Annotated in this window: 16 protein-coding genes and 1 riboswitch; of the genes, 7 read left to right on the forward strand and 9 right to left on the reverse strand. The window is 61.9% G+C overall.

The genetic code is table 11. The features are described from left to right. Positions 1-14: 14 nt before the first annotated feature. Positions 15-947 (reverse strand): LysR substrate-binding domain-containing protein, encoded by a 933-nt coding sequence (locus ROG8370_RS12955; RefSeq protein ID WP_085827619.1) that lies wholly within the window; start codon positions 945-947, stop codon positions 15-17. Positions 948-1,121: 174 nt separating this feature from the next. On the opposite strand from ROG8370_RS12955, the gene ROG8370_RS12960 reads away from it, so the two are divergent. The 3 genes from ROG8370_RS12960 to ROG8370_RS12970 all read left to right on the forward strand — a co-directional run bounded on the left by ROG8370_RS12960 (position 1,122) and on the right by ROG8370_RS12970 (position 5,686). Further along, positions 1,122-2,132: a TAXI family TRAP transporter solute-binding subunit gene (locus tag ROG8370_RS12960; protein WP_085827651.1), complete on the forward strand. Its 1,011-nt coding sequence runs from the start codon at positions 1,122-1,124 to the stop codon at positions 2,130-2,132. A gap of 87 nt (positions 2,133-2,219) precedes the next feature. Further along, entirely contained in the window at positions 2,220-4,448 is a 2,229-nt protein-coding gene (locus ROG8370_RS12965; protein ID WP_085827620.1) for a TRAP transporter permease, read from the forward strand. Continuing rightward, positions 4,445-5,686 (forward strand): NAD(P)/FAD-dependent oxidoreductase, encoded by a 1,242-nt coding sequence (locus ROG8370_RS12970; RefSeq protein ID WP_085827621.1) that lies wholly within the window; start codon positions 4,445-4,447, stop codon positions 5,684-5,686. Before ROG8370_RS12965 ends, ROG8370_RS12970 begins: the two co-directional genes overlap by 4 nt. Here the strand turns inward: ROG8370_RS12970 and ROG8370_RS12975 are convergent. After that, entirely contained in the window at positions 5,683-6,738 is a 1,056-nt protein-coding gene (locus ROG8370_RS12975; protein WP_085827622.1) for a GGDEF domain-containing protein, read from the reverse strand. The two genes, ROG8370_RS12970 and ROG8370_RS12975, sit on opposite strands and share 4 nt — an antisense overlap. After that, positions 6,735-7,337: a heme NO-binding domain-containing protein gene (locus tag ROG8370_RS12980; RefSeq protein ID WP_085827623.1), complete on the reverse strand. Its 603-nt coding sequence runs from the start codon at positions 7,335-7,337 to the stop codon at positions 6,735-6,737. Before ROG8370_RS12980 ends, ROG8370_RS12975 begins: the two co-directional genes overlap by 4 nt. Before the next feature lie 129 nt (positions 7,338-7,466). Next, positions 7,467-7,568: riboswitch (TPP riboswitch) on the forward strand. 52 nt (positions 7,569-7,620) lie between these two features. Here ROG8370_RS12980 and ROG8370_RS12985 point away from each other — a divergent pair. From ROG8370_RS12985 to ROG8370_RS13000, 4 genes are all read left to right on the forward strand, one after another. Continuing rightward, entirely contained in the window at positions 7,621-8,349 is a 729-nt protein-coding gene (locus ROG8370_RS12985) for an ABC transporter ATP-binding protein (protein ID WP_085827624.1), read from the forward strand. A gap of 22 nt (positions 8,350-8,371) precedes the next feature. Continuing rightward, a complete protein-coding gene (locus ROG8370_RS12990) occupies positions 8,372-9,028 on the forward strand; it encodes a TenA family protein (RefSeq protein WP_085827652.1) in 657 nt (218 codons plus the stop codon). After that, complete coding sequence (locus ROG8370_RS12995; protein WP_085827653.1) at positions 9,028-9,783, forward strand: ABC transporter permease; 756 nt, start codon at positions 9,028-9,030, stop codon at positions 9,781-9,783. The genes ROG8370_RS12990 and ROG8370_RS12995 overlap by 1 nt, the downstream gene beginning before the upstream one ends. A gap of 62 nt (positions 9,784-9,845) precedes the next feature. Continuing rightward, entirely contained in the window at positions 9,846-10,460 is a 615-nt protein-coding gene (locus tag ROG8370_RS13000) for a cation efflux transmembrane domain-containing protein (RefSeq protein WP_085827625.1), read from the forward strand. 40 nt (positions 10,461-10,500) lie between these two features. On the opposite strand, the gene ROG8370_RS21430 is transcribed toward ROG8370_RS13000, so the two are convergent. The 6 genes from ROG8370_RS21430 to ROG8370_RS13030 all read right to left on the reverse strand — a co-directional run bounded on the left by ROG8370_RS21430 (position 10,501) and on the right by ROG8370_RS13030 (position 14,486). Next, on the reverse strand, positions 10,501-10,653 hold the full coding sequence (locus ROG8370_RS21430; protein WP_170925237.1) for a WYL domain-containing protein: 153 nt from the start codon (positions 10,651-10,653) through the stop codon (positions 10,501-10,503). Positions 10,654-10,659: 6 nt separating this feature from the next. Further along, the gene (locus ROG8370_RS13010; RefSeq protein WP_085827627.1) at positions 10,660-10,935 is read right to left on the reverse strand and encodes a hypothetical protein; all 276 of its coding nucleotides are present in this window, start codon (positions 10,933-10,935) and stop codon (positions 10,660-10,662) included. Between the two features lie 5 nt (positions 10,936-10,940). After that, positions 10,941-12,503, reverse strand: coding sequence for a trimethylamine methyltransferase family protein (locus tag ROG8370_RS13015; RefSeq protein ID WP_085827628.1), 1,563 nt, complete (start codon positions 12,501-12,503; stop codon positions 10,941-10,943). 110 nt (positions 12,504-12,613) lie between these two features. Beyond that, positions 12,614-13,504, reverse strand: a complete 891-nt coding sequence (locus ROG8370_RS13020; RefSeq protein ID WP_085827629.1) for a DMT family transporter — start codon at positions 13,502-13,504, stop codon at positions 12,614-12,616. Then, positions 13,501-14,211: an HAD family hydrolase gene (locus tag ROG8370_RS13025; protein WP_085827630.1), complete on the reverse strand. Its 711-nt coding sequence runs from the start codon at positions 14,209-14,211 to the stop codon at positions 13,501-13,503. The genes ROG8370_RS13020 and ROG8370_RS13025 overlap by 4 nt, the downstream gene beginning before the upstream one ends. After that, positions 14,208-14,486 (reverse strand): DUF3572 domain-containing protein, encoded by a 279-nt coding sequence (locus ROG8370_RS13030; protein WP_139838134.1) that lies wholly within the window; start codon positions 14,484-14,486, stop codon positions 14,208-14,210. The genes ROG8370_RS13025 and ROG8370_RS13030 overlap by 4 nt, the downstream gene beginning before the upstream one ends. Between the last annotated feature and the right edge of the window lie 84 nt (positions 14,487-14,570).

Below are 14,570 nucleotides of genomic sequence, written 5' to 3' on the forward strand. Positions count from 1 at the left end.
TGGCCCGACGCGCCCTAGATCGCCCCCCAAAACCCATTGATGCGGCGCACCTCGTCATGCCAGAGCGCGATGAAGGATTGCGCCAGTTTCGAGGGGGGGCGATGCGCCGGGGTAAGCGTGGCAAAGGCCAAGGTGATACCGGGGCGAAAGGGGCGAAACACCACCCGATCCTGATCCGCCCCGCGATAATGCAAATAGCTTTCCGCGCTCAGCGTGTCGATGATCGCACAGGCCAAACCGTCTTCGACAAAGGTCAAAAGCGGCAGGTAATATTGCGTCTCAAAGCGCACATCCAAGTGTCGCCCGGCCATCGAGAACGCCTTGTGAAGCTCTTTATGGCTGTGGTGATCCGCATGCAGCGCGGCGAGCGGCCTGCCGTCAAGATCGGCTGGCGTCAGCACCGATTTTTGTGCAAGCGGGTCATCGGCGGGCAGCGCGCAGATGCAATCGCTGGCGAAGGGTTCGGAGCGCACCAATTGGGTATTCACCCCGAATTCGACACCAAGATCGGCAATCCCGAGGTCATAGCTCTGGGTTGACATCAATTGGTGCACCTGCGGCGAACTTCGGGTCAGCACGGTCACCTTGATCCCGGCATGGGCCTCGGTGATCCGGCTTATCATCCGCGGCAACAGGAACACCGAGGGCCCCGGCATCGCCACGATCCGCAGGCTGCCGCTTTCAAGGTTGCGCAGATTTTGCATGTTTCGCTGCGCCGAGGTCAACCGGTCAAGGATTTCCGTCGCCTCAACCAACAGGTAATGCGCCTCGGGCACCGGCGACAATCGCTTGCCCTTGCGTTCGAAAAGGCAAAACCCAAGCTCGGTTTCAAGCTGGGCAATTGTGCTTGAGATGGCCGGCTGGGTGCGCCCAAGGTTGCGCGCTGCCTGGCTGACCGAGCCGGCAAGCATCACTTCGCGAAACACTGTAAGTTGCAGAAGGTTCATCGGCGCCCCGCATATAAGATATTTTTATATTAACCCAATAATTTGCGATTTGTATTTATGTTTTTTCTGCGCCACCATGCGAGCCATCGGGGGGCGCGGCCCAACGCCATTGGGCGTTGCTATTGGCCAACTCACGACCCGCCCGCAACGAAAACAACAGTGGAGACGTCAAACATGACATTTATGAAACGATTTTCGGCCACGCTGATGGCTGGCGCGCTCTTGGCAGGGCCCGCTCTTGCGCAGGACATGACCTTTTTCCGCATCGGCACCGGTGGTGCCGGGGGCACCTATTTTCCGATTGGCGGCATCATTGCCAACGCCATTTCCAACCCGCCCGGCTCGCGCGCATGCGATGAGGGTGGCAACTGTGGTGTGCCGGGTCTTGTGGCGATGGCACAATCGACCAATGCGTCGGCGCATAACGTGAATGCCGTGCAGGCAGGCCAGATGGAGGCCGGTCTTACCGGGGCCGCGACGCTTCATTTTGCCTATAAAGGGATCGGCGTCTTCGAGGGCAATCAAAAGCCCGACGTGCGCGTGATTGCCAACCTTTTCCCCGAGGATCTGCATCTTGTGCTGCCCAAGGGCGCGAGCCTTGACGGTCTGGCCGATCTCAAGGGCAAGCGCGTCGGTATCGCACAGGCGGGATCAGGCACGCAGATCGCGGTTGAGCTGATCCTGGCCGCGCATGGCATCACCCGCGATGACATCGAAGAGGCCGAGCTCAACAACACCCAAAGCGCCGAACGTCTGGCCGATGGTCAGCTTGACGCCTATTTCTATGCGGCCGGCACGCCGGTTGCGGCGATGATCCAGCTTGATAACACCAAGGGCATGGAGCTTTATGACTGGAGCGAAGAAGAGCTGGTCACCGGCAATACCGCCGTACCCTATTATATCAAGTCGCTGATCCCGGCGGGCACCTATCCCGGCGTCGATTACGACGTTGATACGCTGGCCGTGTCGGGGATGCTGATCACCAACGCCAATCAACCCGAAGAGTTGATCTATGAGATCACCAAGGCGCTTTGGTCCTCGACCGCGCGCAAGCTTCTGGACAACGGCCACCCCAAGGGCAAGGCGATCACTGTTGAGACCGCGCTTGAAGGCGTTGAGGGTATTGGCGTGCCGCTGCATCCCGGTGCCGAGAAGTACTATCGCGAAATCGGCATGCTGAAGTAAGCCAGCGCGCCCATCGGGGGCGGGGTCATCTGACACCCGCCCCCATTTCAGCCCCCCAATTGCCCCCCCCGACAGGAGAGTTACGCCATGAGCAGCGAGCACACGCTGGATGCCAAGGCTCTGGAAGAGCTTGAGAAAAAGTACGATTCCGCGCTCAACACCCGCGATAACGGGCCCCTGCTCAAGAAAATCGGGTATTGGGCGACGATCATCTTTGCGCTCTATCACATATGGACCGCAGGCTTTGGCACGCCGGTCGATCATGTGCATATGGGCATTCACCTTGCGGGGCTTTATTTCTTTATTTTCATCAGCTTCCCACTGATCCGCACGGCAAGCAGCCTGCATTACAAGGGCCCAAGTCTTGCGGCGCCGGGCAATGTGCCGCTCTATGACTGGGCCTTGATCGTGCTGAGCATCACCGCCGCCCTGTTTCTCTGGGTAAGCTGGCGGGGCTTTACCGGCTTTGGCCTTGATATCCCCGAACAAACCCTGCGCCAGGGCAATCCGACCACGACCGATGTGGCGCTTGGCACGATCCTGGTGATCTCGACGCTGGAAATCGCCCGCCGGACGATTGGCTTTGTTCTGCCGATGATCATCATGGTGTTCATGATCTACGCGCTGTTCGGTCCGCAAATGCCCGCCCAGATCCTGCGCCATCCGGGCGTCGACTGGCGGCAGTTCGTCAACAACATGTATTTCCCGTCCGAGGGCATCTTTGGCATCACCCTTTGGGTGGTCTCGACGGTGGTGTTCCACTTTGTGCTGTTTGGCGTCGTCGCCCAGCGCATGGGCCTTGGCCAGTTTTTCATCGACAACGCGATGATGCTGGCGGGGCGCTATACCGGCGGGCCTGCCAAGGTGTCGGTCGTCTCCTCGGCGTTTTTCGGCACCATCTCCGGCTCGTCGATTGCCAACACCGTCTCGACCGGCTCGCTTACCATCCCGAACATGAAAAAGATGGGATACCCCGGCCATTTCGCCGCCGGGGTTGAGGCCGCATCTTCGGCCGGTGGCCAGATCACCCCGCCGATCATGGGCGCGGCCAGCTTTCTTATGGCCGAGTATCTCGAGGTGCCCTATACCACCATCGTGATCGCCGCCATCGTACCCGCCTTGATGCATTATATCGGCGTGATTTCGATCGTCCATTTCACTGCCCGCCGCCTTGGCCTTACGGCCTATGCCAAAGAGGATCTGCCCCGCTTTCTGGCGGTCTGGCGCGAGGGCTGGGTCACGATCGTGCCGCTGATCGCGCTCTTGATGGTGCTGTTTTCCGGCTATTCGCCAAATATGGCGGCCTTCATGGGGTTGATGCTCTGTATCATCGTTGGGTTCTGCGGCATCGACAAACCCGCGACCCTGATCATCCCGCTTGGGCTCTTGGGCTTTATCTTCTGGAAGGCCTCGCCGATGAGCGGCGCCGGTTTTTCGCCGACAATCGCCGGGGTGCTTGGCGCGCTCACGCTTATTGGGTCGCTGCACCGCAACAAACGCCAGGATTTCGGCGATCTTCTGGATAGCTTTCACGTCGGCGTGCAATACGCGCTTGCGGTCGGGGCGGCCTCGGCGGCGGTGGGCATCGTGGTCGGTGTGATCAACACCACCGGTGTCGGCTTTCGCATGGGGTTCATGGTCACCAACGGCGCCTCGGATCTGTCGATGATGATCGCGCCGATGCTCGACTGGATGCCGATCGAGGCCTTCAGCCAACCCTCGTTGCAACAGTTCATCTCGCTGGTTCTGATCGCGATGGCCTGTATCCTGATGGGGGCCGGCCTTCCGACGACGGCGCTTTATATTATGCTGGTTGCGGTCGCCACCCCGGCGCTCAGCCAGCTTGGCGTGCCACCGCTCGCGACGCATATGTTCGTGCTTTACTACGGGGTGATTTCCGAGATCACGCCGCCGGTCTGTGCCTCGGCCTATGCGGCGGCGGGGATTGCCAATGCCAACCCGTTCCGCACCGGGATGACCGCCTTTACGCTTGGCCTTGGCAAGTTGATGGTACCGATGGTGTTTGTCTATGCGCCGACAATCCTGATCGTTTTGCCGGAATATTTCACGCTTGGATCCTTCCTTCAGGTCTCGATCACCTGCGGGTTCGGGATTTTCTGCGTCGGGGCGGCGGTGGCCGGGTTCCTGTTGGCGCCCCTGCGTGGGCTCTGGCGGTTTAGCTTTTTGGTCGGCGGCGTGCTTTTGGTCGCGCCCAGCCTCGGCAGCGACATCGCCGCCCTTGTGGTCATGGCGCCCGCAATCGCGATGCAGGTGATCGCAAGCCGGGCGGCGGCGGTTCCGGCGCAGAGCGCATGAGCACGCCGCAGCCCACCGCCGTGATCGGCGGCGGCATCGTCGGGATTTGCACCGCCATTGCTCTGGCCGAGCGCGGCACGCCGGTGCGCCTGATTGATCGCGATGCGCCCGGTCAGGGGGCCTCGATGGGCAATGCCGGGGTGATCTCGCCGTTTTCCGTGGTGCCGCAATCGCTTCCGGGGTTGTGGCGCGATATCCCGCGTTGGGTGCTTGATCCGTCGGGGCCAGTGCATCTGCGCCCGCGCCATGCACTTCGGTTCTTACCCTGGGCGCTCAGGTTTCTGCGCGCGGGGCAACGTGACCGGGTTGAGGCCACTGCGGCGGCGATGCATGCGCTGAACCACGACAATGTCACGCTCTACCGCCAGCTTTTGGTCGGCACCGGATATGAAGACCTGATAAAAGACAGCTATTACGTGATGGCCAGTCGCGGCGCGGCCCCCGCCCGGCTTGACAGTTTCACCAATCAGCTGCGCTTGAAATATGGCGCCGAGCTTGAAGCGATTGATACCGCCGCATTGCGCGATCTTGAACCGGCCCTGTCGCCTGCCTTCAAATCCGCGCTCTTGATCAAGGGACAGGCCCGCGCGCTTTCGCCGGGGCGTATTTGCGCGGTGCTGGCCGATAAGCTCTGCGGTTTGGGCGGCACCGTGGTTAAGGCCAGGGTCACCGGGCTTTTGCGCACCGACGAGGATTGGCAGATCAATACTGACAGCGGCCCGATCCGCGCCGCAAATGTTGTTCTGGCCGCCGGCGCCTGGTCGACGCGGCTCTTGGCGCCGCTTGGGATTGATGTCCCGCTTGAGGCCGAGCGCGGCTATCACCTTGCCTTTCCTGATGCGCCGGTCACGCTCAACAATTCGGTTATGGACACCGATATGAAGCTCGTCGCGAGCAGCATGGAGGGCGCATTGCGCGCCGCGGGCACCGCCGAATTCGGCGGGCTTGAGACCGAGCCAAGCCCCGCGCGGGCACAGGCGCTTGCGAAGGTCGCGCGCAAGCTTTGCCCGGATCTCGCAGAAGCACGCTATGAAACTTGGTCGGGCCTGCGCCCATCGTTTCCCGACAGCCTGCCGGCGATTGGGCCGATCAAAGGGCAACCCGGCCTTATCGCCGCCTTTGGCCATAGCCACTGGGGGTTCATGATGGGGCCGAAAACCGGGCGGCTGGCCGCCGGTCTTGCCATGGGCGAGCGGCCCAACATCGACCTTTCGCCCTATGATCCGGCGCGCTTCTAACGGGGGCAGAGCGCCCTAGCCGATGCCGCGCAGCGGGGGGCATCGTCGCGCAAGGCGGGCTCGTAGATCACATGACACCCGCGCCCGCGCGCCTTGGCGGCATAAAGCGCGAGGTCGGAATCCGCCATCATCCGCGCCATATCGGGGGCCTCATAGGCACAGCTAAGCGTCGCGCCGATGCTGCCTGAGACCCGGCATTCCTGACCGTTATACAGGACCGGCTCTTCAAGGCGCATGATCAGACGTGTGGCAATCTCGGTCAGCCGCTCACGCCCGGTCAGCCCGGCAAAGATCAGCACGAATTCATCCCCGCCGGTGCGCGCGACAAGATCGTCCGCGCGGGTTTCCGCCAAAATGCGCCGGGCCACATCCTGCAACACCTGGTCTCCGGCGGCATGGCCCATCGTGTCATTCACCTGTTTGAAGAAATCCAGATCGAGATGCATCAAGGCAAAATCTTGTTCGGTCTGCATCAGCCGCTCAAGCACATGATCCATCGCGCGGCGGTTCTTGAGGCCGGTCAGCGTGTCGGTATAGGCCTGCTCCTCGGCGGCAATGCGCGCCCCCTGAAGCCGCAGGTTAAGCTTGCGCGACGCCTCCATCGCGGCCGATTTCGCCTCGATCAGATAGAGCATCTCGATGGTCAGGTCAGTCGCCGGAAAATCCCCGGCATTCAGGCTGAAGTCGCGCACGGCATCGACCACGGAAATACCAAAGGACAGGTTGATGATCGCCCCCCCCGGCGGCCCAAGCGACGCCCCGTCTTTCGACAGGGCAATCAGCACACCTTTCATGCCGGTGCGCAGCCCGTCGCGCAAACGCAAATGCAGCCGCGCGCCATGACAGCCCCGCAGCCCCTCCATCGTATCGGCCACATGCGGACGGCGCAGTTCAACCCGCTCCAGGAACCGGGCGCCGATCAACGGCTTTGCGTCAAATACCTTGTGCAGGGTCGGCCCGGCATGCACCACATGCCCGGTGCCATTGAGCACCGCGTGCATCGGGCACAAAAGATCAAGCAGGTCGTAGGAAGAATACTTTTCGTCACTCATCCAGCGAGCCCCCCAGCCCCAAGTTCAAAGCTCCGGCCGCTGGCAAATGCCGTTTCAAGCAGGCGAATCAAGATCACTTCGCGCCCTGCGCTTGCGCCTCTGTGTTCCAGAAACACCAAGGCGCCGTAATCATCCGCCATCGCGCGCAAAACCCCCATCACCACATGCCCCAAACGCAGATCGTGATGTTCGGACAAGCCGACATTCAGGCTATAGCTGCCCTCGCCATGATCGCGCAGTTCAAGCAGCGGCAAATCAAGGTCCGCCACGGCAAGGCGCGCGCGCTCGGGCAGATCATCAAGGGAATGCAGAAAATCCACAAAATCCACCCCGCCAAAGCGCAAAAGCCGTCTCGGCGCCTCAATATTGGGGTGTGAAATCATGTAAGTGCCGATATCTTCAAGCAGATCCGGCACCGCCTTATCAAGGCGCTGCCCCAGGGCCGTAAGGACCTTTTTGGTCACTTGCGGCTCATAGGTCATCATCGCCTCAAACTCGGTATACCCCAGATCGAGCCGTCTTATCGTTTCAATCCAAACATCGCGCCCATAGGTGTCGCGAACAAATCTTTCTATGGCGCGGTTAACCAGCCCGTGCATCGCATTCTCCACTCATACCGCGCAACTGTGCCATGCTCAGGTTAACAAGCATTGAACGCCTGAAATTCAGGCAATTTTTCGCAAAGGTCGGCCAAGGCTTGCCATGGCAGGGGGGCATTGCTACATCTTTCACATCCGTTGGGGTGCCCGTTTCGGGCTGAGAGGTCGCAAGACCAACCCACCGAACCTGATCCGGCTCGCACCGGCGGAGGGAACGGAAACTGCGCCACACCCCGGCGCCCTTCCTGCCTTTTGCCATGCGTCAAACAAAGGAAGGCCGCCGATGCGCCCGAAACCGCCCGACCTTGTGATCGAGGGGAGCGCCCGAATTGGCGACACGCCGATTTTCGGGCCGCTGCGCCTCGTCATGCCTGCCGGGCGCTGGACCTGCCTGCTTGGCCCATCCGGTGTTGGCAAAACCACGCTATTGCGGCTTTTGGCAGGGGTCGATGACGTGACCGATTTCACCGGCACGATCACCGCCTCTGACGGGCTTGCCTTGCCGGGGCGGATGGCGCTGATGGCGCAGGGGGATCTGTTGATGCCCTGGCTTGACGTGCTGGGCAATGTCACGCTTGGCGCGCGCCTGCGTGGTGCGCCGCGCGACAAAGAGCGCGCGCTTGCCATGCTGGAGCGCGTCGGCCTGGCCGATCATGCGGGCAAGACGCCGGATGCTCTTTCGGGGGGCCAACGCCAGCGGGTGGCGCTTGCGCGCACCCTGATGGAGGATCGCCCCATCGTTTTGCTGGACGAGCCATTTTCGGCGCTTGATGCGCGCACCCGCGCCCAGATGCAGGACCTGAGCGCGGAACATCTTGTCGGGCGAACCGTTTTGATGGTCACCCATGACCCGGCCGAGGCCGCCCGCCTTGGCGATGCGATCCATATCCTGTCCGAAACCGGATTGACCGACTTCGCGCCGCCCAAGGGCGCGCCGCCACGCCCGGTCGATGATAGCGAAACACTTGCCGCGCAGGGCCGCCTTCTGGCGCTGTTGCGCGCCACCGCCTGAGCCCATGCAAAAGGAGCCCGCGATGCGCCCCACCGATCACCTCAAGTCGCTGTGCCAGCCTGACTGGACTGCGGCCACCAGCCACGCCTTTACCAACGATCTGGTCGCAGGAACTCTCGCGCAGGATAAAATGCTGGCCTATCTGCGCCAGGATTACCTGTTCATCGAGGGGTTCGTGCGGCTGTTGGCCTCGGCCATCGCACAGGCACCCAGCCTTGGCGATGCGATCCCTGCGGCGCAGTTTCTCGGCCTGATCTCGGGGCCCGAGAACACCTATTTCCTGCGCGCCATCCCCGCCCTTGGCGGCACCACCGAACCACCCGCCCCCGCCCATCCGGTAACGCAAGAGTTTCAGGCGCTGATGGCAAAGGCCGCCCGCTCGGGGCGCTATGAACAGATGCTTGCGGTTCTGGTCGTCGCGGAGTGGTCCTACCTCAGCTGGGCCAACCCGCATGCCGATAAGGCCGGGGACCTGCCGTTCTGGTTCGGGGAATGGATCAGCTTGCATAGCGGTGCAGGGTTCGAAGCTGTGGTCGCCTATCTGCGGGATCAGCTTGATCGCGCATGGCAGGGCCTTGGCCCCGACGAGATGCGCGCGGTGGAAGAGACATTCATCACCGCAACCCGGCTTGAGCGGGCGTTCTTTGATGCCGCAAGCCTGGGATATAAAACCGCATGATGACGCGCCTCGTTACCATCATCGCCTCGACGGCCCTTGCGCTTGTCCTCTGGCAGGCTCTGGTGATGCTGGCCGATCTGCCGCCCTTTATCCTTCCCGATCCGGTGCGGGTATTCGAAACGCTGTGGAAAAGCCGCGCGCTGATCGCCCATCACGCCACCATCACCGGGGCCGAAGTCCTGCTTGGGCTGGCTCTGGGGGCGGTGCTTGGCGGGTTTTCGGCGATTGGTCTTGCCGCCTCGCCGATGGCGCGCCGGTTGATCCGGCCGATGATGGTGTTCAGCCAGTCGATCCCGGTCTTTGCCCTCGCGCCGATCCTGACGCTCTGGCTGGGTTATGGGCTTTGGTCCAAGGTGGCGATGGCTCTTTTGATCATCTATTTTCCGGTCACCTCGGCGTTCTTTGATGCGCTGATGCGCACGCCGCAACACTGGCTTGATCTGGGGCGAATCATGGGCGCGAACCGGCACCGCCTTATGTGGCATATCCGGGTGCCCGCGGCCCTGCCGGGTTTTGCCTCGGGGTTGCGACTGGCAGCTGTCTATGCCCCGATCGGGGCGATTATTGGCGAGTGGGTCGGTGCGTCAAAGGGCCTTGGCTACCTGATGCTTCTTGCGAATGGGCGCGCCAAGATTGATTTGATGTTCGCTGCGCTGATCGTGCTGGCGGTGCTGACGCTTCTGCTGCATGCCGGGGTGGATCGGGCCTGTCGCAAGTGGCTCGATGGCAAGGCTGCGCGGCATGGGCCCGCCTAGGAAATGCCCGCCTGTGCAAGTCCAATGCGGCATGTTAGTGCTTGACCGGAAAGCGAGAGCCAATGTCAGGGCACCACGATCACACCAGCAACTTTGAAGGCATGTCTGCCGATTACAAACGGCGGCTCTGGATCGTAATTGCCTTGAATGCCACGATGTTTTTGGTCGAGATGAGCGCCGGCCACCTCGCACAATCCCAGGCGCTTCAGGCCGACGCGCTTGATTTCCTCGGCGATGCTCTGACCTATGGCATCTCGCTTGCGGTGATCGGCAAGTCCGCCCGCATTCGCAGCGCAGTCGCCCTCGCCAAAGGCATAAGCCTCGCCCTCATGGGGGCATGGGTGTTCGGCTCGACCCTCTACCGGGTGTTTTACCTCGGCCTGCCTGAGGCCTCGATCATGGGCAGTGTCGGGGTCTTGGCGCTCGCCACAAATGTTGCGAGTGTGCTTTTGCTGCTGCGCTATAAGGACGGGGATGCCAATGTGCGCTCGGTCTGGCTGTGTTCTCGCAACGATGCGATCGGCAATGTCGCGGTGATCATTGCCGCCCTGGCCGTCTGGGGCACGGCAACGGGGTGGCCCGATGTGATCGTGGCGGCGGTGATGGCGGGGCTGTTCCTGTCCTCTGCCTTTCAGATCGTCACTCAGGCCTTGCACGAACGTCGCCACAAAGCGTAACTGCGCAGCAAGGTCACCTTTGAAATCTCGAAGGGCAGTATCAAGGCAAAGCGGCGCGTTGCGCCCAGCTATCGCGAAGCGCCGCCGACTCTGCCGTAAAATGCCGCCCGGTTGGCGCACACTCCGTGATCCGGTCGATCCGGAAATGCCTGAAATCCTGTCGCAGGGTGCACCAGGCAATCAGAACCACCACATCAATTTAATAAATTAACGCCAAGGGTTGGATCGCCCTGCGGCTTTGACGCTCTTCCAGATCGAGATAGGCAATTTCAATCTCGGCATCATCGCGGATATATCGAAGCAACTGCTCGGCATCGGCCCCATCCCGCGACATCCGGTTCCAGCCCGAAACATGCAAGGGCACCTGCGGCGCCTTGCCCGGCATCGCACTGGCGATCTTTTCCCCGGCCCGCCGACCCGCCCCTTTTGCGGGCGCGGGGTGGGCGGGTGGGAGCGCCCGCAAAAGGGGCGCCACCAGCCTCAGAAATCCGTCGGCGCGCCGCCTTCGGCCTTGCGCCGCTCAACAAAGGCCGCAAGTTCCTCGCGGATGCTTTCGCCCATGGGCGGTGCCTCAAAGCTCTCGATGATATCAAGATAGATCTGATGCGCGCGCGCAGGCGTCCAGACCGCCCCGGCCGCCTCCCAGGCCTCGTAATTGCGCCAATCACTCAGGAAGGGTTGATAAAACGCCGTCGTGTAACGATCCTGGGTGTGCTGAATGCCAAAGAAATGGCCCTGATCACCGACTTCGCGGATAGCATCAATGGCGATATCATCGACACCTGTCGCGGTTAGCATCGGGTCCATATACCGCTGGATATGCTGCAATATCTCGCAATCCATCACGAATTTCTCCGGGCTCGCGATCAGCCCCCCTTCAAGCCAGCCAGCCGCATGATAGACCATATGCGCGCCCGATTGCACCGCCGACCAAAGGCTGTTCGAGGTCTCCCATGTCGCCTGAGCATCGGGCACATTGGCGGCGCAAACACCGCTTGCGCGCATCGGCAGTTTGTAAAACCGCGCCATTTGCCCGGTCATCTGGGTGGCGCGCATATATTCGGGGGTGCCAAAGGCGGGCGCGCCTGATTTCATGTCAACATTGCTGGTGAACGTCCCGATGGCACAGGCCGCGCCGGGCCGGATCAGTTGCGCCAGCACAACCGCGCAGAGCGCTTCGGCCAGCGATTGCGCAACCGCGCCCGCCATGGTGACCGGGGCCATCGCGCCGGCAAGCGTAAAGGGCGTCACCACAAGCCCCTGATTGCGCCGCGCCATCCGCATCCAGCCATCGAGCATCGGAAAGTCATGCTTGAGCGGCGAGGTCGAGTTGATGTTGGTGTACATCCGCGGCTTTTCCTCAAATTCCTCATGGCTGAGACCGCCCGCGATGCGCACCATCTCCATCACATCCTCGACGCGTTCCTTGCCAAGGCAATAGGCATGCGCCACCTTGTCGGTCAGGGTCAGCTTGTCATAAAGCACGTCAAGATGGCGGATACTGGCGTGGATGTCCTGTGGCTCGACCGGATAGCCGCCGATGAAATGCACGCAGTTGAAATACTGGCTCAGCATCAGAAGGTGCTGACACATCTCGCGGGTGCCGGTCACCTTGCGCCCGATTTTCATGTCCCAATAGCTTGGCGGCGACGACACGTTGCCAAAGTTGAGATGCTGCCCGCCGATCGTCAGGGTGTGATCGGGATTGCGCGGGGTGATCGTCCATTGCTCGGGGGCCATGGCGATCATCTCCATCACGAAATCGCGCCCCATTCGGACGTTCTCGCCCTCGATGGTGCAGCCCCCCGAGGCGCGCAGGATTTCGACCGCTTCGGGATTGAGGAAGGTGATGCCGATCTCTTCGAGAATGCGCATCGCGCCGTCATGCACGGCGAGCACGCCGGCCTCGTTCAGGGGCTCGGTCGGGCGGTCGATATTGATTGGCGGGTTCCACGGCATCTGTTCGATGACCGCGCTGCCGCGTCGGGCCACACTGCCCGCGCGCCCGCCACTGCGTGTTCTGCGTTTGAGATCTTCAGCCATGTCATGCTCTCCGCGTGCTCGTCTGATGTAACGAAACACCGCTCTTGCGGGCGCAACATGCCGCTTTGCGACTTATCCTGTCGTTTTTGATTTTCGCGACCTCAGGCCGGTCACGCCGCCGCCCTCGCGGCCACCCGCCGCCCGGTGAACCAGAGATAAATGGCAAGGCTCACCACGACCACTGCGCCGCCCGCAAGCATAAGTGGCGTCGGCGCCTCGCCCATCCCAAGCCAGACCCAAAGCGGCCCCAGAACGGTTTCAAGCAACAGCACAAGGCTGACGTTCGAGGCATGGGTGTAGCGCGAGGCCAGCGAGAGCGAAAAGAACGAGACCGGCAAGATCACCAACCCGCAGATCGCAATCGCCCAGACATTGCCCTGCATCATCACGCTGCTTCCGGTGATGGTCGCGCCCGTGGCACCAGCGATCAGCGCGCCAAGGCCGATCACCAGAAGGATCGGTATCTGTGGCTGGGCGCGCAGGATGACAAAGTTCATCGCCAGAACCATCGCCACGCCCAAGCCCGCCAAGGCCCCCCAAAGTGCCGTGCGATCAAGGCCGACGCCTGCGCCCTCGCCGCCGAAGACCGCCAAAGCGATGCCCGCCATCACCACCGCAATCGTGACCCATGTGGCCGGGCGCGTCGGTTCCTTGATGATCAGCCGGGCGAAAAGCGCGGCAAAGACCGGCACCGTCGCCACCGAGAACAGCACGATCGACACCGGCGCATGGGCGATGCCAAGGCTAAAGAGCGTCGCATTGAAATACTGGCACACAAGGATCAGCACGCCGTATCCACTGGCCAGCACCGCAAGATCACGCCGCCGCGTCCGGCTCGTCAGCGCCCAAAGCACCAGCATCACCATGCCCATCAAAAGACCGCGCCAGCCGACCATCTGATAGCCGCCCATCTCTGACAATCGCATGAACAAGGCATCCGGCGTCAGCGTCAGCGCACCAAACACGGCCAGGATCAGGCCAAACAGCGGGTGGCGCGTCATGCCCCAAGCCAGCCGGTGATATGTCCGATATCGGGAAACACCGCATCCGCCAGCGGCGCTAGATCGGCCTCTTGTGCCGGGCCGGTCAACACGCCGATGGTCTGCATGCCCGCGGCGCGCCCGGCCATCAGATCATGCGTGCTATCGCCGACCATTGCGATGCGCGCGGGATCAAGCGCCATCGCGGTGGCAAAGGCCAAAAGCGGCGCGGGCGAGGGTTTTGCCCCATGCCCGGAATCAAACCCGGCGATGAAATGGAAATGCCCGGCCACGCCTGCCGCCCCAAGATGCGCGCGCGCGCCGTGCTCGGTGTCATTGGTCATCACCCCAAGCCGCAGCCCCGCCCGCGCCAGCCCGTCCAGAAAGGGCACAAGCGGCACCGCAGGCGCAAGCGGCGCTCGGGCGGCGCTTTGCATCAGGTAGATCTCGATCTCGTCCACCGCGCGGCGCGGCAATGCCCGCGCAAGACATTCCGCCGCCTCGCGATTGGTGCCCGCGATGATCGGACTGGTCGGGCGAAACCGCCGCAGCGCAAGGTCGTAATCCGCCACATCCGCAAGCTGCTGCATCACGCTCGCGTCGTTCTCGGCAAGCTCGCTGATGACGCCATGGGCCCAGACACTCCAGGTGGCGTGAAAATCAAACAGCGTGCCATCCTTGTCAAACAGGATGCCATCGACACGGTGGTCTTGCGCGGGCCCGCTCATGTCCAGTTGATCTGTTCGGCGCCGGGCAAGGCCACGCGCGCCATCATCGGGGTTTCATAGCTCAGCCCCTGCATATCGCAGAACTCCACAACCCAGGCGTCGTCCATCATTAAGAAGTCTAAAACCGCGCCAAGGAATTCCGGCTCGGTGGCGCGCGACCGCAAATCGGCCTCTGACGCGCCGCTTGCCCCTAAAAATACCGGCAAAAGCTCGTCATGCCCGGCCAGCCAGGCCAAAGCCTGCAATGCGATCGTCTCGGCGGATTCTTGCTGCATGGTCACCTAGGTTAATTTCGTGAAAGGTTTTCTTAACTTCTTACATGGATAGTTGAGCATGCAAAAAGGGCAAGTCAGAAAGGC

The organism is Roseovarius gaetbuli (assembly GCF_900172365.1).
Classification (GTDB): Bacteria; Pseudomonadota; Alphaproteobacteria; order Rhodobacterales; family Rhodobacteraceae; genus Roseovarius; species Roseovarius gaetbuli.